The sequence below is a fragment of the Streptacidiphilus rugosus AM-16 genome (assembly GCF_000744655.1).
Lineage (GTDB): Bacteria > Actinomycetota > Actinomycetes > Streptomycetales > Streptomycetaceae > Streptacidiphilus > Streptacidiphilus rugosus.
In genome coordinates this window covers 1,961,135-1,984,076 of the sequence record NZ_JQMJ01000004.1, presented here as the reverse complement: position 1 = coordinate 1,984,076, position 22,942 = coordinate 1,961,135, and the positions used below count along the sequence as shown (strand labels likewise).

General features: G+C 73.3%; 18 protein-coding genes and 1 pseudogene. 11 read left to right on the top strand and 8 right to left on the bottom strand.

Annotated elements, in window-relative coordinates:
* Positions 1-7: 7 nt before the first annotated feature.
* The gene (locus BS83_RS49135; protein ID WP_456300479.1) at positions 8-457 is read right to left on the bottom strand and encodes an aggregation-promoting factor C-terminal-like domain-containing protein; all 450 of its coding nucleotides are present in this window, start codon (positions 455-457) and stop codon (positions 8-10) included.
* A 123-nt stretch (positions 458-580) separates the two neighbouring features.
* Positions 581-670 (bottom strand): annotated as a pseudogene (locus BS83_RS49130) (hypothetical protein); the annotation flags it as partial.
* Between the two features lie 335 nt (positions 671-1,005).
* Between BS83_RS49130 and BS83_RS18100 the strand changes: the two are divergent.
* Entirely contained in the window at positions 1,006-1,953 is a 948-nt protein-coding gene (locus BS83_RS18100) for a DUF2690 domain-containing protein (protein WP_037604796.1), read from the top strand.
* Here the strand turns inward: BS83_RS18100 and BS83_RS18095 are convergent.
* Together BS83_RS18095 and yczR are read right to left on the bottom strand one after the other, a co-directional pair.
* On the bottom strand, positions 1,931-2,545 hold the full coding sequence (locus BS83_RS18095) for a DUF4126 domain-containing protein (protein WP_037604795.1): 615 nt from the start codon (positions 2,543-2,545) through the stop codon (positions 1,931-1,933). The genes BS83_RS18100 and BS83_RS18095 overlap by 23 nt on opposite strands.
* A 481-nt stretch (positions 2,546-3,026) precedes the next feature.
* A complete protein-coding gene (yczR, locus tag BS83_RS18090; protein WP_037604794.1) occupies positions 3,027-4,511 on the bottom strand; it encodes a MocR-like transcription factor YczR in 1,485 nt (494 codons plus the stop codon).
* A gap of 174 nt (positions 4,512-4,685) precedes the next feature.
* Here yczR and yczE point away from each other — a divergent pair, with 174 nt between their 5' ends.
* The 8 genes from yczE (at position 4,686) to BS83_RS18050 (ending at position 14,882) form a co-directional block, all read left to right on the top strand.
* Positions 4,686-5,366, top strand: coding sequence for a membrane protein YczE (gene yczE, locus BS83_RS18085; RefSeq protein WP_408641095.1), 681 nt, complete (start codon positions 4,686-4,688; stop codon positions 5,364-5,366).
* A gap of 212 nt (positions 5,367-5,578) precedes the next feature.
* Positions 5,579-5,890: a DUF6504 family protein gene (locus BS83_RS18080; RefSeq protein WP_037609305.1), complete on the top strand. Its 312-nt coding sequence runs from the start codon at positions 5,579-5,581 to the stop codon at positions 5,888-5,890.
* A 34-nt stretch (positions 5,891-5,924) separates the two neighbouring features.
* A complete protein-coding gene (locus BS83_RS18075; RefSeq protein WP_198035255.1) occupies positions 5,925-6,497 on the top strand; it encodes an SAV_6107 family HEPN domain-containing protein in 573 nt (190 codons plus the stop codon).
* 85 nt (positions 6,498-6,582) lie between these two features.
* A complete protein-coding gene (locus tag BS83_RS18070; protein ID WP_037604793.1) occupies positions 6,583-10,083 on the top strand; it encodes a DNA polymerase III subunit alpha in 3,501 nt (1,166 codons plus the stop codon).
* Positions 10,084-10,153: 70 nt separating this feature from the next.
* Complete coding sequence (locus BS83_RS18065) at positions 10,154-10,888, top strand: methyltransferase domain-containing protein (protein ID WP_037604792.1); 735 nt, start codon at positions 10,154-10,156, stop codon at positions 10,886-10,888.
* A 291-nt stretch (positions 10,889-11,179) separates the two neighbouring features.
* Positions 11,180-12,490: a DNA polymerase IV gene (gene dinB, locus BS83_RS18060; RefSeq protein ID WP_232248403.1), complete on the top strand. Its 1,311-nt coding sequence runs from the start codon at positions 11,180-11,182 to the stop codon at positions 12,488-12,490.
* Positions 12,491-12,655: 165 nt separating this feature from the next.
* Complete coding sequence (locus tag BS83_RS18055; protein ID WP_037604791.1) at positions 12,656-13,048, top strand: DUF3040 domain-containing protein; 393 nt, start codon at positions 12,656-12,658, stop codon at positions 13,046-13,048.
* Positions 13,049-13,220: 172 nt separating this feature from the next.
* The gene (locus tag BS83_RS18050; RefSeq protein WP_232248402.1) at positions 13,221-14,882 is read left to right on the top strand and encodes an RICIN domain-containing protein; all 1,662 of its coding nucleotides are present in this window, start codon (positions 13,221-13,223) and stop codon (positions 14,880-14,882) included.
* A 56-nt stretch (positions 14,883-14,938) separates the two neighbouring features.
* Here the strand turns inward: BS83_RS18050 and BS83_RS18045 are convergent, their stop codons facing one another.
* From BS83_RS18045 to BS83_RS18030, 4 genes are all read right to left on the bottom strand, one after another.
* A complete protein-coding gene (locus BS83_RS18045) occupies positions 14,939-17,332 on the bottom strand; it encodes a transglutaminase TgpA family protein (RefSeq protein ID WP_037604790.1) in 2,394 nt (797 codons plus the stop codon).
* Position 17,333: 1 nt separating this feature from the next.
* Positions 17,334-18,845: a DUF58 domain-containing protein gene (locus BS83_RS18040; RefSeq protein WP_232248401.1), complete on the bottom strand. Its 1,512-nt coding sequence runs from the start codon at positions 18,843-18,845 to the stop codon at positions 17,334-17,336.
* Between the two features lie 2 nt (positions 18,846-18,847).
* Positions 18,848-19,885: an AAA family ATPase gene (locus BS83_RS18035; RefSeq protein WP_408641015.1), complete on the bottom strand. Its 1,038-nt coding sequence runs from the start codon at positions 19,883-19,885 to the stop codon at positions 18,848-18,850.
* A 256-nt stretch (positions 19,886-20,141) separates the two neighbouring features.
* Positions 20,142-20,699: a beta-class carbonic anhydrase gene (locus BS83_RS18030; protein WP_037604789.1), complete on the bottom strand. Its 558-nt coding sequence runs from the start codon at positions 20,697-20,699 to the stop codon at positions 20,142-20,144.
* A gap of 493 nt (positions 20,700-21,192) precedes the next feature.
* Between BS83_RS18030 and rsmH the strand changes: the two genes are divergently transcribed.
* Both rsmH and BS83_RS18020 read left to right on the top strand, forming a co-directional pair.
* The gene (gene rsmH, locus BS83_RS18025; RefSeq protein WP_037604788.1) at positions 21,193-22,167 is read left to right on the top strand and encodes a 16S rRNA (cytosine(1402)-N(4))-methyltransferase RsmH; all 975 of its coding nucleotides are present in this window, start codon (positions 21,193-21,195) and stop codon (positions 22,165-22,167) included.
* A 25-nt stretch (positions 22,168-22,192) separates the two neighbouring features.
* On the top strand, positions 22,193-22,624 hold the full coding sequence (locus tag BS83_RS18020; RefSeq protein ID WP_232248399.1) for an FtsB/FtsL family cell division protein: 432 nt from the start codon (positions 22,193-22,195) through the stop codon (positions 22,622-22,624).
* Positions 22,625-22,942: the final 318 nt, after the last annotated feature.

Sequence of the window (22,942 nt, the reverse complement as noted above, 5' to 3'; positions counted from 1 at the left end):
CAATGGATCAGTACCAGTTGTGCGCTTGCCAGAAACTCCACGCCGAGCAGGGGGTGCCGTAGCGGTCGTGGATGTAGTCGAGTCCCCAGTGGATCTGGGTGGCCGGGTTGGTCTGCCAGTCGGAGCCCGCGGTGGCCATCTTGGTGCCTGGCAGGGCCTGCGGGATGCCGTACGCCCCTGACGAGGGGTTGGTCGCGTACACCTTCCAGCCGCTCTCGTGGGTGTAGATCTGGTCCAGGCAGCCGAACTGGCCGCTGATGCTCCAGCCGTAGGCGCCGAACCGGTTCTGCGCGGTGATCTGCACGGTCCTGGCGACGCCGAGCGCCTGCATCGTGGCGGGACCGCTGATGCCGTCGGCGCTCAGGTGGTGCGCGCCCTGCCAGCCGGAGACCGCGCTCGCGGTGCCCGACCCGTAGGCGCCGTCGGCGGAGGCGCCCACCGCATGCTGCACCTCGATGACCTTGTTGTGCAGGGCCAGTTCGGTGCGGGCGCCGTACACGCCGTCCTCGTCCAGCCCGTTGTCGTGCTGGAACGCGCGCACGGCCGCGGTGGTCTGCGGACCGGCCACCCCGTCGACGCCGCTGCTGCTCAGATAGCCGATGCCCGCGAGATTGCGCTGCTCCCAGGTGGTGGAGTCGAGCGCGTGCGCCGACGAGGGCAGCAGGCCCACCGCCAGCCCGGCGAGCAGCGCCACGACGAAGCCGCGCACCGGAGTTGATCCCTTCCTCACTTCTCCCCCTCAGTGCCCCTCCGGCGAGGGGCGTCGCCGCAACTGTGGTTCGCCGCACGGGCGTCCCACCAGTCACAACGGTGTCCCTGGGATGTCCCGGCGCACTTGGGGCCGGAGCTCGGCGCGCAGCGGGATGCGGACGGTTCCGTGGGACGGTTCGGGCAAGTGACGACATGTCGACCGACACGGCGAAATGGATCGCTTGAGCCTTCTGGCGGATCACAAGTTAATATGTCCGTCGGCTTGATCAGCTTGACTACGGGGGCGTACATCAGGTGGCCAGTAACAAGATCGACGATGCCGTGCGCCTGGATGCGGCAGCACGGCTGACCAGGGAACTCCAGGCGCTGAAGGCGGCGTCCGGACTGAGTTTCACCAGGATCGGCGAGCGGACGCACTACGCGAAGTCGTCCTGGGAGCGCTGGGTCAACGGAAAGCAGTTCCCGCCGCGCAGCGCGGTCGAGGGGATGGTCCGGGCCTGCGGCGGGGACGCCGCCCAGGTGCTCGCGCTGTGGGACGAGGCCGACGCGGAACGTGCCGAGGGCGCGGAGGCGGTGCTGCCGGCGCCGAGACCGGGCTCCGACGCTCCGGACGGGTCGGAGGGCCCGGAGGGCTCGCACGGTCCGGACGTGGTGGCCGCCGCGGTGGACGTCACGTCCGGCGAGGCCGAAGGGCCCGAGCAGCCGGACGGGGAGTCACCGCCTGCCGCGCGTCCGGGGCGCAGGGGACTGCTTCTGGCGCTGGCCGGGTTAGTCGTCCTGTTCGCCGGGCTCGGTGTGAGCTACGCGCTCGGGGTGTTCCGCAGCAACGCACCCGTCGTCCGGCCCGAGCGGGCGACCGGGCCGGCTCCCGAGGTGACCCGCCCGGTCGTCGGTTGCCACGGTGCGACCTGCGACGGCAAGGACCCGAAGAAGATGAACTGTTCGGCCGACGCGGTGACGGTCCGCACCGGCTCGATCCCCAAGGACCTGGTGATCGAGCTGCGGTACAGCAAGACCTGCGGAGCCGCCTGGGGCCGGATCTCCGACGCGCAGGTCGGCTCCACCGTCGACGTGGACAACTCGGAGGGGGACGCCCAGGTCAACGTCGTGCACTACGACCGGGACGTCTACACCCCGCTGATCCCCGCACCGGAGAACGACTCGATGTGGGTGTGCGCGAGCCTCACCAACGCCGGCCCGCGCAGCTGCACCGATCACTTCACCCCCGCACGGGAGTCCTGAGCGCGGTTCGTTCGGCCCGGCGTTCCTGCCTGCGGCGCCAGAAGCGCCTGATCCGCGAGAGCGTGAACAGCACCAGCAGGACGCCGGCCAGCAGCAGCACCCCGGCGACGATCGCGGCGGGCACCGGATGGAAGAGGGCGAGGGTCACCAGTCCGGCGACGCCCAGATCCTCGCCGAGACTGACCACGATGTTGCTGAACGGCTCGGGGGAGGTGTTGACGCCCATCCGAACCCCGGCCTTGACCGTATGGCTCACCAGCGCGGTCCCGCCGCCCAGCGCGGCGGCGACGGTGAGCGAGGTCAGGGAGTCGTGCGCGTGGCCCGCCAGCAGCGCGGCGACCACGGCGCCGGCGACCGGCCGGATGACGGTGTGGACCAGGTCCCAGGCGGAGTCGACATAGGGGATCTTGTCCGCCACCGCCTCGATCAGGAACAGCACCGCGGCGACGATCAGGACGTCCGTCCGCTCCAGGGCGGGGGGCACGGTGGCGAGTCCGTCGTAGCGGCCGAGCAGGCCCATGATCAGGACCACGGCGTAGGCGTTGATGCCGCTCGCCCAGCCGCTGGTGAAGATGAGTGGGAGCAGTCCCACGTGAGTCCCCCGAATACGCAGATGTGTCGGTCGGGCACCAGAGTAGGGCCTCCTGCCCGGGGGCCGGTGCGAGGGACCACGGGCCCGGCCCTCGTCCCCAAGATCCCTGAGTACTTGTACTCAGGGATTGGGCCGAACGGGTTGAGTACGCGCGCGGATGGTTCCCGACCTGCGACGACGGCAAAGTAGTGGGCACCGGGAAGCGCTGGGGCCGCAGGGCCCCGGCGGCCGGGGCCCGGCACTGCACCGCCGACACGGGGCGGCGGAGCAGCTGCCCGGCCGAGGGGGGAGCACCAAGCCGGGGGGAACCGGGGGAGTACGGGGGAGTACGGGGGAACGGGGAAGGAACGGCGTTCACGCGTCGGCGGGCGAGAGCTCGTCCTCGCGTGAGCGCCGTTCCGCATTCCCGTGCCGACGCGCCGGCCCGGACGGCCGGCCCGACTCACCGGCCCGGGCGGGCCGGGAGCGAGAGGCCGGCCCGTCAGAGCAGGGTGACCTCGCTCGTCGGGGTGGCCGCGCCGACGGGCGCCGAGCCCAGCGTCGCCGCCGCGGCGGCCAGGCGGCGTACGGCCTCGCGGGAGACCTCGGCCGGTTGGGCGAAAGGGAGCCTGACGAAGCGTTCGAGCACGCCGTCCACGCCGAAGCGCGGACCTGAGCCGATCCAGACGCCGTGCCGCTGGGCCGTCGTGGCCAGCGCGCTGCCGGAGAGCCCGGGCCCGGTGCGGACCCAGAGCGAGAGCCCGCCCGAGGGCAGCCGGAAGTTCCAGTCGGGCAGGTCCGCGCGCATCGCCGCCACCAGCGCGTCCCGCTGGGCGCGGACCCGCTCGCGCTGGAAGTCCAGCACCTCGGGCAGCACCTCGGGGTCGAGCAGGCGGGCGACCGCCAGCTGCTCGACCACCGGTGAGCTGACGTCCAGGCTGGCGCGGTCCGCGGCGAGGCGGCGGACCAGTTCCGCGGTGGCCCGGATCCAGCCGATCCGCAGCCCGCCCCAGAAGGTCTTGCCCGCCGAGCCGAGGGTCACCACGCAGCCGCTGTGGTCGAACGCGGCCATCGGGCGCGGCATCGAGCCGACGAGCCCAGGGTCCAGGCAGAGCTCGGCCATCGTCTCGTCGGCGATCAGCAGCGTGCCGGTGGACCTGGCGGCGGCGACCAGCTCGCGGCGCTCCTCCTCGGACATGAGCAGGCCGCTCGGGTTGTGGAAGTCGGGGATGGTGTAGGCCAGGCGCGGCGCGGCGTCGCGCAGGGTGCGCGACCAGGCCTCCAGGTCCCAGCCCTCGCGCAGCAGCGGCACCGGCACGGCCCGGCCCCCGGCGAACCTGAACGCCTGCAGGGCGTTGGCGTAGCTGGGCGACTCGACGGCCACCCGTTCGGCGGGGCCGAGGAGCTGACGCAGCAGCAGCGAGAGGCCGCCCGCCGCGCCGCTGGTGATCATGATCTGTTCCGGTGCGGTGGGCAGGCCCCGGGCGGCGTACCGGTCGGCGACGGCCTGCCGCAGCACCTGGAGCCCGGCGGGGAAGTCGCCGTGGGTGCGGGTGTACCCGGACAGTTCGGCCACGGCGTGCGCCATGGCCTCACTGAGCCAGGGTTCGGGCGCGGACATCGCGGCGACGCCGAGGTCGATCACCCCGCCGCCGTCGGTGGGGAAGGGGGAGAGGCCGGCGACGGGCATCGGCCGCCCGGCCGGGAGCGCGGTCCAACTGCCCGCGCCGCGTCGGCTGGCCAGAAAGCCCTCGTCGCGCAGCAGCTCGTAGGCGGCGGCGACGGTGGTCCGGCTGACGCCGAGCGCGGCGGACAGCTCCCGTTCGGCGGGCAGCCGGGTCTCGACCGGCACCCGCCCGTCGAGGACCAGGGTGCGCAGCCCGCCCGCGAGGGCGCGGTAGGCGGGGCCCTGGCCCGCCCGCTGCCAGTCGCCGAGGGCGCGGTCGAGCTGCGGCGCGCCGATCGCGGCGCGGGGGGCCGGAGCCATCAGTCAGTCCACCTCTCGCGAATTGGCTATGGATTGGCAGGCCAATCAGCTCCAGGGTGTTCCTTGAACCTGCCAAATTCAAGTGCCTGTCGGAAGGGAGGGGCCGCGGTGGCCCTACAGCTCACCCGCCGTCTCGTTCAGCTCTACCTCGGCCTCGTGCTGTACGGCGTCAGCATGGCGATGCAGATCAGGGCGGCCCTGGGCCTGGATCCGTGGGACGTCTTCCACCAGGGCCTGGCCCGCCATGTGGGGCTCTCCTTCGGCACCATCACGATGATCGTCGGCGCGGCGGTGCTGCTGCTCTGGATCCCGCTGCGGCAGCGGCCGGGGCTGGGCACGGTCAGCAACGTCTTCGTCATCGGCCTTTCGGTCGACGCGGCCCTGAACCTGCTGCCGGCCCCGCACGGCCTGCCGCTCCGCGCGGCGGTGCTGGCGGGCGGCGTGGTGCTCAACGGCGTCGCCAGCGGCCTCTACATCGGCGCCCGCTTCGGCCCCGGCCCGCGCGATGGCCTGATGACCGGCTTCGTCCGCCGCAGCGGCCGCTCGGTCCGCCTGGTCAGGACCTCGATCGAGGTGACCGTGCTGACCGTCGGCTGGCTGATGGGCGGTCAGGTGGGTGTCGGCACGGTCGTGTACGCGCTGGCGATCGGCCCGCTGGTCCAGCTCTTCCTGCCGCTCTTCACTGTTCCCCATGCGAACGATTCGAGTGGGGCACGGCCGGACGGGTCCGGGGGCGATCACGCCGGACGGGTGCGCGGTGGAGCTGTAGCGCGGCTGCGCGCGGTTGACGAGCCGGACCTCGTCGCGTCCGCGCCAACCATGTCGACCACCGGGACGGTGCCCTCGAACGAGTGAGGGGCGGCGCTGAGCTGCCGGAACGAACCTTTTCGCCGGACGGGCGGTCACTGACAGTGGCCGCCCGTTCCGGCGTTGTCAGTGGTGCGGTGGAGCATGGCGAGTGAGGGGCCATGTGGGCGATACGGCGTTGACGTGGCTCCGGTCCGGCGGGTTACTCTGGAGATGTTCGAACGAGAGTTCGAACGAGGTCGGTGAAGGAGGAGGACGCGATGAGCCGAAAGCGTGCGGACCTGGTCGAGGTGCGCGGCGGTACGGGGTTGCCCACGCACTTCCTCTGGCGCGACAAGGTGTACGCGGTGCGCGAGGTGCTGGGGCACTGGAAGGAGAGCGGCGCCTGGTGGGAGGAGGCCCGTGTGGTCTCCGTTCCCGCCGTGCACACGGCCGGGCAGCCGCTCGACCGGACGGAGCGGGAGGTCTGGCGGGTCGAGGCCAGCCCCGGCCGCTGCTTCGCCCCCGGCGTCTACGACCTCAGCTTCGACCGCAACACCGACCGCTGGACCCTCACCAGTACGACGGACTGACGACAGGCTTGCCGAGCATGGGAGGGCGTACGTCATGAGGGAGACCAAGGACGCGAACCGCAGGGCGCGGGCGCAGGTGCTGCAGTTGCCGCTGCCGAGCCCGACCGGTGGGTCGGGCATGCCCTACCGCCCGGCGGAGGACATCCATCCGGTGCTGCGGAGGGCCGGTGCGCCGCCCGCCGCGGTGGATCTGCTCGCGCAGGCGCAGCGCGGCCTCGCGGAGGCGCGGGAGCTGTCGGGGCCGCTGGAGCGGTACGCGACCGCGCACCTCGCCGCGCTGCGCGCCTCCGCCGCGGTGCTCGCGCTGCGCGGGCGGCCGGAGGAGAGCCCGCGCAAGCGGAAGCGGATCCGCACCGCGTGGGAGGTCCTCCCCGAGGTCGCGCCGGAGCTGGCGGAGTGGGCGGTCTACTACGCGGCCGGCGCGGCCAAGCGCGCCGCCGCCGAGGCCGGGATCGCCTCGGCGGCGAGTGCGCGGGACGCGGACGACCTGATCCGCAACACCGCGCTGTTTTTGCGGATGGTGCAGCGCCTGGTCGCCCGCGGCGCGGTGCCCTCGGCGCGGCGGGCGGGGGACGAGGGCGAGGAGGGGATGCCCCGCACGGGGTGAGCCGGCCGGACGCGGCCGGACGGACGGACACAGCAGACGGCGGGATCGGGAGGGGCCCACAACGCCTTTGAAGGAGTCGGACACCATGAGCCCCGCGGACTCCTTCGTGCATCTGCACACGGCCTCCAGCTACTCGCTGCGCTACGGCACCGCCACACCCGCGGCCCTCGTCGAACACGCCGCCGTGCTCGGCATGGGCGCACTCGCGCTCACCGACCGGGACGGCCTCTACGGCGCGGTCCGCTTCGCCCAGGCCTGCGTCTCCGCCGGGATCCGCCCGATCCTGGGTGCCGACCTCGCCTGCGGGCCCACCGGCGCGGGTGCGGCACAGGCCCCCGCCGCCCACGCGCCCGTCCCCGCTCCCGTTCCGGACTCCGACGCCGATCTGCGGCTCGACCGCGCCGCCGCCGACGCGGCCAGGCCGCCTCGGGTCGTGGTGCTGGCGCGCGGCGGGCGACGCGGGTGGGCGGCGCTCTGCCGGCTGGTCAGCGCGGCGCACGGGGACGACATGGCGCGCCGGGGCCGGGCCGTGGTCCGGCCGGAGCAGATCGCGGACGCCGCCGACCGGCTCTACGTGCTGCTCGGCCCCGAGTCGACCGTCGGACGCGCCGTGGCCGCCGGACGGATGGCCGAGGCCAGGGCGGAGCTGCTGCGCTGGTGGGCCGTCTGCGGGGAGGCCGTCGTGGTCGAGGTGGTGCACCACCTCGCCCCGCCCGGCCACCCCGCCTCCCGCGCCGCGGCCTGGCGGCTGCTGTGTCTGGCCCAGGACGTGGGCGTGCCCACCGTGCTGACCAACGCCGTGCGCTATCCGGTTCCCGGCGACGCCCCCGTCGCCGACGTGCTGGACGCCGCCCGCCGGCTGGTCCCGCTGGAGCTGCGCTCCCGCGACCGGGTCAACGCCGAGGGGTACCTCAAGTCGGGGCCGGAGATGGCCGCCCTCGCGCACGACCTCTGCGAGACCGCCGCCGAGGCGCGCGCCCTGCTCACCCGGACCCGGCGGATCGCGGAGCAGTGCGAGCTCGACCCGCATCTGGACCTGGGCCTGAACACCATGCACCTGCCCGAGCCCAGCGTCCTCGGCACCACCCACGCGGGCGCGGTCCGCGAACTGCGGCAGCGCTGCGAGGCGGGCATCCCCGGCCGCTACGGCAGGCCGCGCCGCGAGGTCACCGACCGGCTCGAGGCGGAGCTCGCGCTGATCAACGCCCTCGGCTACGAGACCTACTTCCTCACCGTCGCCGAGGTCGTCGACCTCACCCGCGCCGCCGGCGTCCGCTGCGCGGCGCGCGGCTCGGGCGCCGGCAGCCTGGTCAACCACCTGCTCGGCATCTCCGGCGTCGACCCGCTGGAGCACGGCCTGCTGATGGAGCGTTTCCTGTCCGCCAAGCGGGTCTCGCTGCCCGACATCGACCTCGACGTCGAGTCCGCCCGCCGCACCGAGGTCTACGACCTGATCCTGGACCGCTTCGGCTCGGACCGGACCATGTGCGTGGCGATGCTGGAGACCTACCGGGTCCGTCACGCCGTCCGCGACGCGGGCGCCGCGCTGGGGCTGCCGCCACAGGAGATCGACGCGGTCGCCAAGGCCTTCCCGCACATCCGCGCCCGTGACGCCCGCGCGGCCCTGCGCGACCTTCCCGAACTGCGCCACTCCCGGCTGGAGGAGGGCGTCTTCGCCGTCCTGTTCGACCTCGTCGAGAAGCTGGACGGCCTGCCCCGCCACATCGCCCTGCACCCCAGCGGGGTGCTGCTCTCCGACGGCCTGCTGCGCGACCGCACGCCGGTGGAGCAGAGCGCCCAGGGCTATCCGATGAGTCAGTTCGACAAGGACGACGTCGAGGCGATCGGCCTGCTCAAGCTCGACGTCCTCGGGGTCAGGATGCAGTCCTCGATGGCCCACGCGGTCGCCGAGACGCAGCGGGTGCGCGGGGAGCGGGTCGACCTCGACGCGGTCCCGCTCGACGACGAGGCGACCTTCGAGCTGATCCGCTCCACCCGCACGCTCGGCTGTTTCCAGATCGAGTCGCCGGGCCAGCGCGAGCTGATCGGCAAGTTCGCCCCGGAGACCTTCGGGGATCTGATCATCGACATCTCGCTGTTCCGTCCCGGACCGGTCAAGAGCGACATGGTCACCCCCTTCCTCAACGCCCGCCACGGCTGGGCCGAGCCGGTCTTCGTCCACGACGACCTGCGGCCGATCCTCGCCGAGACCGAGGGCGTGGTCGTCTTCCACGAACAGGTCATCCGGATCATCGCCACGATGACCGGCTGCCCGCCGGACCGGGCCGACCAGGCCCGGCGGGTGCTCGGCAGCATCAAGGGCCAGCAGGAGATCGGCGACTGGTTCTGCGTCGCCGCCGACCACCGCGGCTATCCCCGGCCGGTGGTCGAGCGGGTCTGGGAGATCCTCAAGGCCTTCGCCTCCTTCGGCTTCTGCAAGGCCCACGCGGGCGCGTTCGCGCTGCCGACCTACCAGTCCGCCTGGCTGAAGGTCCATCATCCGGCCGCCTTCTACGCCGGCCTGCTCACCCACGACCCCGGCATGTACCCGAAGCGGCTGATCCTGGACGACGCGCGTCAGTTCGGCGTCCCGGTACTGCCGCCGAGCGTCAACGACTCGGTCGCCGACTACACCCTGGAGCTCACCCCCGACGGCGAGGCGCTGCGGATCGGCCTCGCCGACGTCAAGGGCATCACCGACGCCGAGCTGCAGCGGATCGTCGGCGAGCGCGAGGGCGTCCGCTACACCAGCCTGCCCGACTTCCGCCGCCGCGCCGAGCCCTCGCAGCCGACCCTGGAGAACCTGGTCCTGGCCGGTGCGCTGGACACCCTGCACCCCGAGCTGACCCGCCGTGACCTGCTGCTGCACGCCGCCACCGACCCCAAGCCCAAGGGCCCGCGCCGCCCCGGCCCCGCCCAGCTGGAGCTGGCCGACGCCGACCCCGAGGAGCAGGAGCGGCAGACCGGCCCCACGGCGCTGCCGGCGCCCACCGAGACCGAGCGCATCCGCGGCGAGATCGAGGCACTGGGCCTGGACCACAGCGCCCACCTGCTCAGCCCCTATCTCCCCTTCCTGGACGAGCTCGGCACGGTCCGCTCGCGCGAGCTGCTGTCCCAGCGCAACCGCAGCGAGATCCTGATCGCCGGGGTCAAGGTCGCCACCCAGACCCCGCCGGTGCGGACCGGCGTCCGGGTCGTCTTCGCCACCCTCGACGACGCGACCGGACCGCTCGACTTCGCCATGTTCGAGGACGCGCAGCAGCACTACGCGTCGACGGTCTTCCACTCCTGGCTGCTGCTGGTCCGCGGCGTGGTCCGCCGGACCGGCCCGCGCGGGGTCTCGCTGACGGCGACGGCCGCATGGGAGCTGACGGCCCTGCACGAGCTGTGGCAGCAGCAGGGCGTGGACGCGGTGCGCGCGGTCCTGGCGGCCAGGCCCGAGCCGACGCAGGCCCCGCCGCGCAGGGTGATGGTGCACCCGAGCGGTTTCCGGATGTCCCCCTACGCCGACCTCAAGCCGCCGGGCGTCCCGGCGGCGGAGGCCCCGCGCAAGCTGTGGCACACCAGCCCGGGGAGTCCGGGATGAGGCCCGACCAGCGGTGGGAGGCAATAGGGTGGCTCTGTTGGTCAGGAGAGTCGACCCGAGGAGCCCATCCGTGTACCCGACGCGTCCCCGCAGTGCCCTTCGGACCGCTGTGGTGTGGGAGGTCCTGCGCACGGCGTTGGACCGCCAGGCCGCGGAGCTCGGCCGCCCGGTCCTGGACGTCCTGGACACCGGCGGCGGCACCGGCAACTTCGCCGTGCCCGTCGCGAGCCTGGGCCACCGGGTCACCGTCGTCGACCCCAGCCCCGACGCCCTGTTCGCGCTCGAACGGCGCGCGGCGGAGGCCGGCGTCACCGGCCAGGTCCGCGCGATACAGGGCGACACGGACACCCTCGCCCAGCTGGTCGCCCCCGGCAGTGTGGACGCGGTGCTCTGCCACGGCGTGCTGGAGGTCGTCGACGACCCGGCGGAGTCGCTGCGCGACCTCACCGCGGTGCTGCGCCCGGGCGGCCTGGTCAGCCTGCTCGCCGCCAACCGCAACGGCGCGGTCCTGGCCCGCGCCCTCTCCGGCCACTTCGCCGAGGCGAAGGCGACCCTGGCGGGCGTCGACAAGGCGGACGCGCCGCGCCGCTTCACCGGAGCGGAGCTCCGGGCTCTGGCAGACGGGGCAGGGCTGTCCGTCCTCTCCGTCCACGGCGTCCGCATTTTCGCCGACCTGGTCCCCGGCGTCCTCGTCGACACCGAGCCGGGCGCGCTGGACGCGCTCCTCGCCCTGGAGCAGGCGGCCTCCGACGACCCGTCCTTCCACGCCGTGGCCACCCAGCTCCACCTGCTCGCGCAGGCCTAGCGGCTCCGCAGGCGAGCAACCAGGCACTGCCCAGGGGCGCGGAGCCTCTGCAGGCGAGGTGCCACCTCAGGGGCGCGGGGAACTGCGCGAGAAACCACCCTGTGCGGATGGCCCTGCACGTTCGGGGACTCACCACCTGGGGTGGCTTGTCGCGCAGTTCCCCGCGCCCCTGGTGGTGCAGCGGGCCCTCCGTTGTGACCTGTCGCGCCCGTGCGGCGGAGCCGCTGATCGGCAGAGTCCCGCGCTCCTGGTGGTGCAACGCGTTCTCTGCGCAGTCGTATGGGGCCCGTCGTGATCGTGCACGCGGATCTGGACGCGTTCTACGCCGCGGTGGAGCAGCGGCGGAGGCCGGAGCTTGCGGGGAGGGCTGTCGCGGTCGGGGGGACCGGGCCGCGGGGGGTGGTGATGTCGGCGACGTACGAGGCGCGGGCGCGGGGCGTCGCGTCCGGGCAGCCGGTCGTGCGGGCGCGGCGGCTCTGTCCCGACCTGGTCGTCGTGCCGCCCGACCTGGACGAGTACGCCTTCGTGTCCGCCGGTGTCATGGCCGCCCTGCACGCCTGCGCCCGCAGGGTCGAGCCCGTCTCGCTCGACGAGGCGTACCTCGACCTGGCCGGAGTGCCCGTGCGGCCGCGCGCCTTCGCGGAGCTGCTGCGCAGGCGGGTCCGCGACGAGCAGCGTCTCGCGCTGTCCGTCGGCGTCGGACCGAACAAGCTGATCGCCAAGCTCGCCTCCGTCGCCGCCAAGCCGGACGGCGTCAAGGTCGTGGGCCCGGCCGAGGTGGAGGGCTTCCTGCTGCCGCTGGCGGCCTCCGCCCTGCCCGGCGTGGGCCCCCGTACCGCGGAGGCGCTGACACGGTTCGGGCTGCTCACCGTCGGGGACCTCGCCGGGACGCCGCCGCAGACCCTGCGGCGGATCGTCGGCGCCGCCGCCGGCGACCAGCTCGCGCGCTTCGCCCGGGGCGAGGACCCGCGGCCGGTCGTGCCGCAGCGGGCCGAGCGGAGCCTGGGCGGGGAGCGGACCTTCCCCGCCGACGTCTCGGCCGAGCACGAGCTGATCCGGACCACGCTGCTCGGGCTGGCCCAGTCCGCCGCGGCGCGGCTGCGTGCCGGCGGCCTGGCCGGGCGCACCGTCACCGTCAAGGTGCGGTTCGCCGATCTGCGGACCGTCACCCGTTCGCGCAGCCTCCCCGAGCCGGTGGACCTCGCGCGCGACCTGTACGCGGCGGCGGTCCCGCTCTTCCAGGGGCTGGCGCCGGGGCGGGCCAGGATCCGGCTGGTCGGGCTGCGGGTGGAGGGTCTGGCGGAGGGGGCGCGGCCGCAGCAGCTCGCCCTGGGGGAGCGGGAACGCGGCTGGGCCGAGCTGGAGCGGACGGTCGACGCGGTGCAGGCCAAGTTCGGCCTCGGAGCGGTGCGTCCGGCGAGCCTGCTGGGAGGGTCGGGGCACGGTCCGCAGCCGGGTCCGGGGGCTGCCGGAAACTTCTCCACCGCTTCACCCGTTGATCGGTCACGACGGAGCGTTCACGACCGTCCCGCGGCAGGTCAGTGCGCAGGTCAGGAGAGAGGTGCCGCACATCAGGCACCACCCTCCAAAAACCCCGGTTGAACCGTATGATTCGGGTAAAGCCAGCAAGCATGACGGCCGGTCGCCCGGGGCATACACGCATCACTAGCGAGATCAAAAAACTCTGTAAGAGAATCAAGCAGTGCGGCGGGGTGGGCGCCCCGGTGGCGGTGACCCCGCCTTCGGCGGCCAGATGAGGAGGACGACGTGCCGCTCTCGGAGCACGAGCAGCGTCTGCTTGAGCAGATGGAGCGAGCGCTGTACGCCGAGGACCCGAAGTTCGCGACGGCGCTTGAGGGCAGCGGGCTGCGCACGCGGACCCGTCGGGCCGTCTACGCCTCGGCGGCGGGCTTCGTGGTGGGCGTCGGCCTGCTGATGGGAGGCCTCTTCCTGCATCAGCAGTGGGTGAGCGTCGGCGGTTTCGTGCTGATGCTCGCGGGTGCGGTCTTCGGGATCACCGCCTGGCGGCGGATCCCGCGCCTGGCCCTGGTGGATCCGCGGACCGGAGCGCCGATGCGGCGCCGGCGCAGCGGCAGTGTCGTCGACCGGATGGAGCAACGCTGGCATCGGCGTCAGGAGCAGCAGCGCGGCGGCTTCTGAGCGACGCGGACCGGCAACAGACGTACAGGAGCGGGCCCCGGAGGAGACTCCGGGGCCCGCTCCTTGTTGTGCTCGCAGCAGAAAACATGAGCATGGCTCTTGTTAAGTTACCTATGGGTACCTACGCTGAGGGGCGATCCGGGCACTCCCCGTCCACCCTCAGGAGCTCTGTGTGACCAGATCTGCCAGGTCAGCCCGCACGACCACGCTCAGAATCCGGGCCGCGTTCGCCGCCTCCGCGGTCTGCGCGCTCGTCGGCGGCATGGGCACGGTCGCCGCGCAACCAGCCGCGGCCACCGGGACCGACACCCGTCCCGCCGCCATCGTCTCGATGGGTGACAGTGCGATCTCCGGCGAGGGCGCCGGCACCGACACCAGCGACGCGTACATGGCCGGCACCGACGGTCCCAAGGACTTCTGCCACCGGCACAACCAGTCGCTGATCTTCGACACCGGCATCACCGGCGTCACCCCGATCGACCTCGCCTGTTCCGGCGCGCAGACCGGGGACCTGACCTCCGACCCGACCCTCGCCAAGATCACCGGGCCGGGCGGGGGTGACTACGGCGAGCCGAAGCAGGACGTCCAGCTGGCCCAGACCGCAGCGAACTACAACGTCAAGATGGTCGTGGTGACCATCGGCGCCAACGACGACTTCGACTTCACCGGCATCGTCGTCTCCTGCCTGACCGCGTACTTCCCGATCCCGCAGTCCAAGGGCTGCCGGGACACCATCGGCAGCGCGGCCATCACCGCCCGTGCCAAGGCGGTGCTGCCCAAGGTCGAGGCGGCGCTGACCGACATCCGGCAGACCATGCGGAACGCCGGCTACGCGGACGGCTCCTACCAGCTGGTGGTGAACTCGTACTTCACCCCGATCACCCCGGACATCCGCAGCAACACCTACGCGGCCAAGGTCGCCCAGGGCTGCCCCGGCTTCCCCGAGGACGCCGCCTGGGCCCACAACTGGGTCGTGCCGCAGCTGGACGACACCGAGCGGGCGGCCGCCGAGGCCGTGCCAGGAGTGCGGTTCCTGGACCAGCGCCGGGTCTCCTACGGGCACGAGGTCTGTGCCGAGTGGACCAGCTCGCCGTACGAGTACATCAACGGTGACGTCATCGACGTCGGCGAGCTCACCCGCAACGGCTGCGACCAGTCGATCGGCGTCGCCGGCCTGTGCACCGACGAGGTCCGGCAGTCGTACCACCCGCGCGTGGCCGGCTACAAGGCGGAGGGGGCCTGCCTCGCGGACTTCTACGACCAGCCCGCGCAGCAGGAGGCCTACTGCACCCTGGACCAGCAGGACGGCACCACGATCATGCCGTTGAACCCCGGCGTCGCCTCCTTCGGCGACATCCCCGAGGACGGCGCCTGGTACCAGCTGACCAACAAGGCCAACGGCCAGGTGCTCGACTTCTCCGGCGGCGGCAGCTACGGCGACAGCACCAACGGCCGACCGGCCATCACCTATCCCGCGGCCGGCGGACTGAACGAGTCCTTCGTCTTCGAGGTCAAGTCCGGCGGCAGCTACGAACTGGACTTCAGCGGCAACCGCGACATGTGCCTGGACGCCACCGGCGCGAGCACCGCGGCCGGCACCACGCTGGAGCAGTGGGGCTGCAACGGCGGCGGCAACCAGCACTGGGTCTTCAAGCCCGCGGGCTACGGCACCTACGAGATCGCCGACTCGCAGAACACCGGCATGGTGCTCACCCTCGGCACCGGCGCCACCGACTCGGCCGGCAACCACATCACCGTCCTGCAGCCCGACACCGGCGCCGCGGGCCAGCAGTGGCAGCTGACCAAGCTCGGCATCGTCTACCTGCACGGATAGTCACCGGCGCCCGGCACGGTCGGCCGACCGTGCCGGGCGCCGCGGCTGGAAGGGTCCTAGCGCCGGAGGCGCAGTCCGTTCCTCAGGGCCGCGGCCCCGCGTCGGGTCGTGTCCGCGATCCTGGCCCGGGTCCGCCGCCACAGGCCGCGGTAGAGCCGGGACGAGGAGGGCGGCAGCACGACCGCCCTGACCCTGGTCCGCCGGTCGGACCTGGCCGCCAGCCCGTCCCTGACCTCCCGGACGTCCTGGCGCAGCGACAGCCGCACGGAGATCTCCGGTGCGTACAGCACCTGCTCGGTGGCCAGGGCGAGCCGTCCCGCCGCCGCGCTCGGGCCGGGAGCGAGCTCGCCGAGCTCGGTGATCCTGGACGCCGTGTGCCGGGGCGTCTCGGCGGCGTCGGGCGGGATGCCCAGGTCCCAGGCGGTGTCGATCAACTCGCGCCAGGCCGCCAGCACCTGCTGCTCGGTCAGCGTGGTCGGACCGGCCCCGCCGGCCGGGCTGCGCCGCAGCCTGGTCCGGCGGGCCCGCAGCCGCCACAGCATCGGCACCAGCAGCAGGACCAGCAGCAGCCCGACCAGTGCCCAGCCGGCCAGGCCCAGCGGCGAGGTCAGCGACAGCGGGGACTGGCTGTGGTGGACTCCCAGGGAACCCTGGTCGGCGCCGCAGTCGCCGAGGTGGCGCTCCAGCGTGGTGCAGGCCAGGCTGTGCGAGGAACTGCTCGGCTGCGCCCCCGCCGTGGCGGTCGCCCCGATGGTGGGGTTGCTGGTCGCCTGCGGTGCAGCGGCGACGTAACCGGGCGCGAAGCCGATGGTCGGGGTGGGCTCGAAGCGCAGCCAGCCGACGCCGTTGAAGTACAGCTCCGGCCAGGCGTGCGCGTTCGTGGTGGAGACCAGCCAGCTGCCGTCCTGCTGCTGGCGACCGGGGGCGAAGCCGACCGCGACCCGCGAGGGGATGCCGAGGCTGCGCGCCATCGCGGCCATCGCCGAGGCGAAGTGCACGCAGAAGCCCCGCTTGCGGGCCAGGAAGTCGGCCAGCGCGTTCGGGCCGGTGCTCACCGGGACCTTGGTGTCGTAGGCGAAGCTGCCGCCGGTGAACCAGTCCTGCAGGGCCAGCGCCTTGTCGATGTCGCTGGAGGCGCCCGCGGTCACCGACCGCGCCGTCGCGGCCACCACCGGTGGCAGGTCCGGCGGCAGGGCCAGGTAGTTGTGCTTGATCTGGTCCGGGGCCGGGCCCGCGTTGCGCAGCTGTTCCTGGCTCGGGTGCAGCGCGAGGCTGTCCACCAGGTAGTCGAGGTCGGCCGCGGTCTGGTTGCTGCTGCCGCCGATGACCGTGCGGCCCTCGGGTTCCCAGCGCCAGTCGCCCTGGACCTTCAGCCCGGTCGCCGGGTACGGCATCGGCAGCCACTGCTGCACGTAGCCCAGCTGGGTCGTGATCTCGGTCCTGACCTGGGTGCGCTGCACCCAGGACGCGAGGTCCTGCGGGGTGCCGAGGGAGGCCGGCAGGCTGAGCGCCCGCTGGGTGCCGGTGCTCCAGGAGACGCCGTTGAACTGGGACAGGTCGACGATCCGCAGGTACTGGTCGCCGGGGTCGTTCGAGGTGGAGCGGTAGCTGAGCACCGGCATCGGCACGTTCTGCTGCAGGCTGACGGCGAGCGAGGCCAGCGGGTCGACGGCGGTGATGACGCCGTTGCCGTTGCCGGGGCCGCTGCCGCCCCCGCCGAAGTCGGCCACGATGCCGGTGCCCACGGAGGGCATCATCAGCGGCAGCAGCAGACCGGTGATCACCGCGAGGACCGAGATGCGGGCGCCGGAGGCGGTGAGCGGGCTGGTGCTCTCACCGGCCATGGTCCCGGCGCTGCCGTGGAAGATCCGGCCCCAGCGGGCGACCCGGTCCCGCCCCTCGGCCATGAGCAGGGTCAGGAAGCCGAAGGCGGAGAGGAGGAACCACAGCCAGATCGGCCCGTGCGGGTGGATGCCGGTGCCCACCGCGTAGAGCGTGAGCAGCGGCAGACCGGCGAGGGCGACGCGCTGGTAGGTGACCGCGACCGCGTCGACCAGCAGGCCGATACCCAGCACCGTCAGCGTCAGCAGCAGCCGAAGCCCGACCGTGGCCGGGGCCGGCGTGCTGAAGTGCGACATGTCGTCCGCGCCGGAGGCGGCGATGCTCCAGAGCCGGCTCAGCGCGCCGGGACCCGGCAGTACGTGGAAGAGCGCCACGTCGCCGGCGAAGAAGACGGTCAGCAGCAGCACCGCGACCAGCGCCTGCGCCAGCAGCACCAGCGGGCGCGGCAGCGACAGCCGCCGTGCCAGCACGCCGGTGCAGGTCAGCAGCAGGAGCAGGAAGGTCGCCCCGACGAGCCAGCTGGTCGGCTGGACCAGCGGCCACAGGCAGGTCGCCGTCAGTACCGTGGCCGCTGCGGCGGTCAGGGCGATCCGCGTGCGGGCGTTCATCTCACGATCCCCCGTCGGTCGTGCGCGTGGCGGTGCTCCGGCCGTCCGTCGTGGCGGTGGCCGGCGTCGTGGCCGGGTGGCGGGGCGGGCGGGAGCCCGCGCCCGCGCCGCCGGCGCGGCCGAGCAGCCGCCACAGCTCGGGCAGCGAGTCGCCGGACTGGGCGGGCAGCACCCGCCAGCCGGCCTCGCGCAGCAGCCGCTGGTGCCGCTCGCGCGCGTCGACCGGCTCCTCGCCGGCCGAGCCGTTCCCCGATCCGGCGCCCGCGGCGCCCGTCTGGCCGTTGCCGTGCTCGTGACCCTGGCCGGCGCCGCTCCCGTTGCCGGAGCCGCCGTTGGCCGCGCCGCCGATGCCGCGCAGCAGCGTCCAGCTGTCGGTGTCGAGCAGCAGCGCCACGGCGGAGCCCGAGCGGCGCCGCAGCCGGGACAGCTCGGCCAGCTTCTCTTCGTCCAGACTGCCCAGGATCGCCACCAGCAGGCCCTCGCCGCCCAGGCGCAGCACCTCCTCCGCCCGGGAGAGACCCGAGCCATCGGAGAACTCGACCACGGCCAGCTGGTCCAGCAGCAGACCGGCCGCCTCGGTGGCGCTGCCGCCCGCGCTCAGCGCCCCGGCGGCGGTCACCTGCTCGCCGGTGTCGGTCAGCAGCCGCACCTCGTAGCCGAGCTGCAGCAGGTGCAGCGCGATCGACGCGGCGGCGCTGACCGCCCACTCGAAGGAGGAGGCCGGGCCCGAGCCGCGGTGCCCGCGGCTGCGGGTGTCCAGCAGCACCGTGGCGTGGTGACGCAGCGGCTGCTCCTCGCGGCGCACCATCAGCTCGCCGTACTTGGCGGTGGAACGCCAGTGCACCCGGCGCAGGTCGTCGCCGTGCCGGTACTCGCGCGGCACCACGTCGTCCTCGCCGGCCAGCGCCACCGCGCGGGCCTGGCTGTCGCCGAAGCCCGCCCACTCGCCGGTCAGCTTGACCGGCGGCAGCGACTGCACCTGCGGGACGACCGTGAGCAGGTCGGAGGCGGTGAACGAGCGGGTCAGCTCGCAGAGCCCGAACGGGTCGCCCAGCCGCAGCTGCAGCGGCCCGAGCGGGTAGCGTCCGCGCAGGTCGGAGCGGACCCGGTAGGACACCTCCCGGTGTCCGCGCGGCTCGACCCTGTCCAGCACGAAGCGCGGACGCGGGCCCAGCACGTAGGGGACGCGGTCCTCCAGCATCAGCAGCCCGGTGGGCACCCGCGAGACGTTGTCGACCCGCAGGTGGACCCGTGCCTCCTGGCCGGCCGGGGTGCGCGAGGGCGACAGTCGCCGCCCGCTGGCCACCCGGTAGCGGGTGCGGACCAGCAGCGCGACGCTGAACAGCGGCAGCGCCGCCAGCAGCAGGCCGACCCGCATCAGCGCGAACTGGCCGAGCAGGTAGGAGCAGAAGACGGCGGTCAGCCCCGCGGCCAGGAAGCAGCGGCCGCGCGTCGTCAGCCCTCCCAGAGCCTGTCGCAGCGTCCCCTCCGCCCGCCGTTCGGTCGGCGGCACGGTCAGCGCCCCCGGGTGGGCTGCGGAATGGGAAGGGCGCGGACGATGTCCGCGACGACGTCCTCGGAGGTGCGCCGGCCCAGCTGGGTCTCCGCGGTCGGCAGCACACGGTGCGCCAGCACGGGGACGGCCAGGCGCTGCAGGTCGTCGGGGATGACGTAGTTGCGGCCGTCCAGGGCGGCGGCGGCGCGGGCGGCGCGCAGCAGGTGCAGCGTCGCGCGGGGCGAAGCCCCCAGACGCAGCTCGGGGGTGGTGCGGGTGGCGGCGACCAGGGCGACCGCGTAGCGGCGCAGATCCTCGGCGACGTGGACCCGGCGGACCACCTCGATCAGCTTGAGCACGTCGTCGGTGTGCGCGACCGGCTGCAGCGTCGAGATGGGGGAGGCGCCGCCGTGCACGTCGAGCATCTGCAGTTCGGCCTCGGCGCTCGGGTACCCGATGGAGATGCGGGCCATGAAACGGTCGCGCTGGGCCTCGGGCAGCGGGTAGGTGCCCTCCATCTCGATGGGGTTCTGCGTCGCGACCACCATGAACGGCGCGGGCAGCTGGTAGCTGACGCCGTCGACGGTGACCTGGCGCTCCTCCATCGACTCCAGCAGGGCGGACTGGGTCTTCGGGGAGGCGCGGTTGATCTCGTCCCCGACCACGATCTGCGCGAAGATCGCGCCGGGCTTGAACTCGAACTCCCTGCGGTTCTGCTCGAAGACGCTGGTGCCGGTGATGTCCGAGGGCAGCAGGTCGGGCGTGAACTGGATCCGTCGCACGGTGCAGTCGATGGACCGCGCGAGAGCCTTGGCGAGCATGGTCTTGCCGACGCCCGGCACGTCCTCGATCAGCAGATGGCCCTCGGCGAGCAGCACGGTGAGCGCCAGGTGCACGGCCTCGGGCTTGCCCTCCAGCACGCTCTCGACCGACGCGCGGATCCGGCCCACCACCGCGTCGAGCTCGGCCAGCGGCGTTCCGGACGGCCCGTGCGGGAGGGTCTCCGCGTGCTGGTCGACTTGCTGGTCGACACCGCTGCGATTGTCGAAGGTCGTCACCCGGCTGCTCCTCGGCCCGTCCAACCTCCCTCAGCCCTTAGCTGGGAGGTACCCCGTCCGCGGGCTCCCGTCACGTCCGGTGCGGGGCCCACCGAGACGCATTGTTCCCTGCGCGGGCGGTTTACGTCACTCGACTGGCTGACAAGGGGTGATTTGCCGTAAAGATCATGGCGCCCGCAGCGCCCCGGACCAGGTCCGGGGCGCCGCTCGCCGAGGTGTCCCCGGCGCCGTTCCCTCGGCGCCCTGCGTGGTGTCCCTACGGCTCGATCTCGCGCAGCAGACCGGTGTGGACGTCGAAGACGAATCCCCGGATGTCCTCGTGGTGCAGGAGGAAGGGGGAGGTGCGCACCCTGGCCATCGACTGGCGGACGTCCTGGTCCAGATCGGTGAAGGACTCCAGCGCCCAGGAGGGGCGGATGCCGACCTCACGCTCGAGATCCACCCGGAAGTCCTCCGTGAGGCTCAGTAGGCCGCAGCCGGTGTGGTGGATCAGGGCGATCGAGCGGGTCCCGAGTGCGCGTTGGCTGACCGTCAACGAGCGGATGGTGTCGTCGGTGACCACGCCCCCGGCGTTGCGGATGATGTGGCAGTCGCCCAGCTCCAGGCCGAGCGCGGCGTGCACGTCGAGGCGGGCGTCCATGCACGCCACCACGGCGACGCGCTGGACCGGGCGGGCGTCCATGCCGCCGTCGCGGTACTGGGTGGCGTAGTCGCGGTTGCGGGCGACGAAGCTGTCGATGATGGACTCGGGGGAGCCGTCCTCCTGGGTCGGGGACGTCTCGCCGAGGTGCGGGGCATCGGGCGTCGTGGTCATAGATATGACCGTAGTGGGAATTCCCCGGAGCGACAGGGCGGGAAAGGGGCGAAGGCGGCGCTGTGGCCCGGGGCGGGTGGCCGGCGGTCGCCCCCGCCCGGGCGGGGACTCCGCCGCCCGTGTGAACGATCGCCGCGTGGGGGGGCGCGCCCGGTCACGACGCGCGCCCCCCACGTCGAACGGAACCCTGCTGACCAGGGGTTTCCTTCGTCACCCGGACGGGGTGTCGGCCGTGCCGTTCGATTGACCCGGGTGAGCCGTGGAGTAGAGTGGCGCGACGTCGAAGGAGTGTCAGAAAAGACGCTCCGTACGTTCTTGAGCATGTATTGAGGGCCCGTACCCACCGGCCTCCACCCGCTCGGCATCCACGCGTGGCTGCCCCGCTGACGCCTCTTCCCCGGCGCCAGAGGGCTCCGCACCCGTGTGGGTACAGCCCCCCACCGGGCGAGCGGGCGGGGACCCGTCGGTGCGGGCCGCAGCAGAGAGGCCCCCGATGAGTTCCGCCGCGGACAACGCGAAGCACGTCCCGGTGATGCTCCGGCGCACCCTCGAGGTGCTGGCCCCCGCGCTGGCCGCGCCCGGCGCGGTCGTGGTCGACGCGACGCTCGGGCTCGGCGGCCACAGCGAGGCGCTGCTGCGCGAGTTCCCCGAGGCCCGCCTGGTCGCGGTCGACCGCGACCCCGAGGCGCTGCGCCTGGCGGGTGAACGGCTGGCCCCCTTCGGCGAGCGCGCGACGCTGGTGCACGCGGTCTACGACGAGATCCCCGAGGTGCTGGCCGGGCTCGGCGTCGACCGGATCCAGGGCGCCCTCTTCGACCTGGGCGTCTCCAGCATGCAGCTCGACGAGGCGGACCGCGGCTTCGCCTACGCGCAGGACGCGCCGCTGGACATGCGGATGGACCAGACGGTCGGGATCAGCGCGGCGGAGGTGCTGAACACCTACTCGCACGGCGAGCTCGCCCGCATCCTCAAGGTCTACGGCGAGGAGCGCTTCGCCGGGAAGATCGCCTCGGTGATCGTGCGGGAGCGGGACAAGGAACCGTTCGCCCGCAGCGCGCGTCTCGTGGAGTTGGTGCGCAACGCGATTCCCGCGGCGACGCGGCGGACCGGGGGCAACCCGGCGAAGCGCACCTTCCAGGCCCTGCGGATCGAGGTCAACGGGGAGTTGTCGGTGCTGGAACGGGCCATTCCCGGCGCGCTGGACGCCTTGGCGGTCGGCGGCCGGATGGTCGTGCTCTCGTACCACTCGCTGGAGGACCGGCTGGTGAAGGGGTTCTTCGCGCAGGGCGCGGCCACGACCGCCCCGCCCGGACTGCCGGTCGTGCCGGAGGAGCACCAGCCGAGACTCAAGCTGCTGACGCGCGGCGGCGCGGAGCTGCCGACCGAGGAGGAACTCGCCGAGAACCGCCGTGCCAAGCCGGTGCGGATGCGGGCGGTGGAGAGAATCAGGGAACGCGCCGGGCAGTGATCGACGTCGATGGGAGTGCGTGCAGGTGGCAGTCGGGAGGGGAGGCGCGGGTCGCTCCGCGAAGGCGGGGCGGGGGCCGTTCGCGCTGCTGGTGATGGTGCTGCTGGCCACCGGCCTGATCGCGCTGCTGATGCTGAACACGGCGCTGAGCCAGGGCGGGTTCACGGTCTCGAAGCTCCAGCGGCAGACGACGTCCCTGCAGAACGAGCGGCAGGGCCTGCAGCAGCAGATCGACGGCTGGTCCGCGCCGGACGCGCTCGCCGCGCGGGCCCGGGGCCTCGGCATGGTGCCGAGCGGCAACCCGGCCTTCCTGACGGACAACGGCAGGACCCTGGGCGCCCCCTCCCCGCTCCCCGCCGCACCGTCCCCGACGGCTTCGCCCTCGGCCTCGGCCCCCTCCTCGCCGCACCCGAGCACTCCGACGGCCATGCCCGCGACCCAGCCCTCCGGCCACTGACGGAGCCACCGAACCATGCCCCAGACCCCCCGCGACCCCCGCGACCCCCGACCCCCTCGCCCCGCCCGCCCGGGCGCTCCGCGCGGTGAGGGCAGCGGCCAGGGCGGCGCCCCAGGTTCTCCTCGCGGCGGCGCTGCACGCGGCGGCGACCAGGACGCCTACGGCGGCGGCCCGCGCAGACAGGACGGTGGCCGGGGTTCCGCCCCTGCGCCGCGCTCCGGTGCCGCGCGGGACGGGTACGGCGTGCAGCGTGGTGCTGTCGGAGGCTCGCGCGGTGAGGGTGGTCGGGGTTCTGCTGCTGGTTCCGCCGGCGGTTCC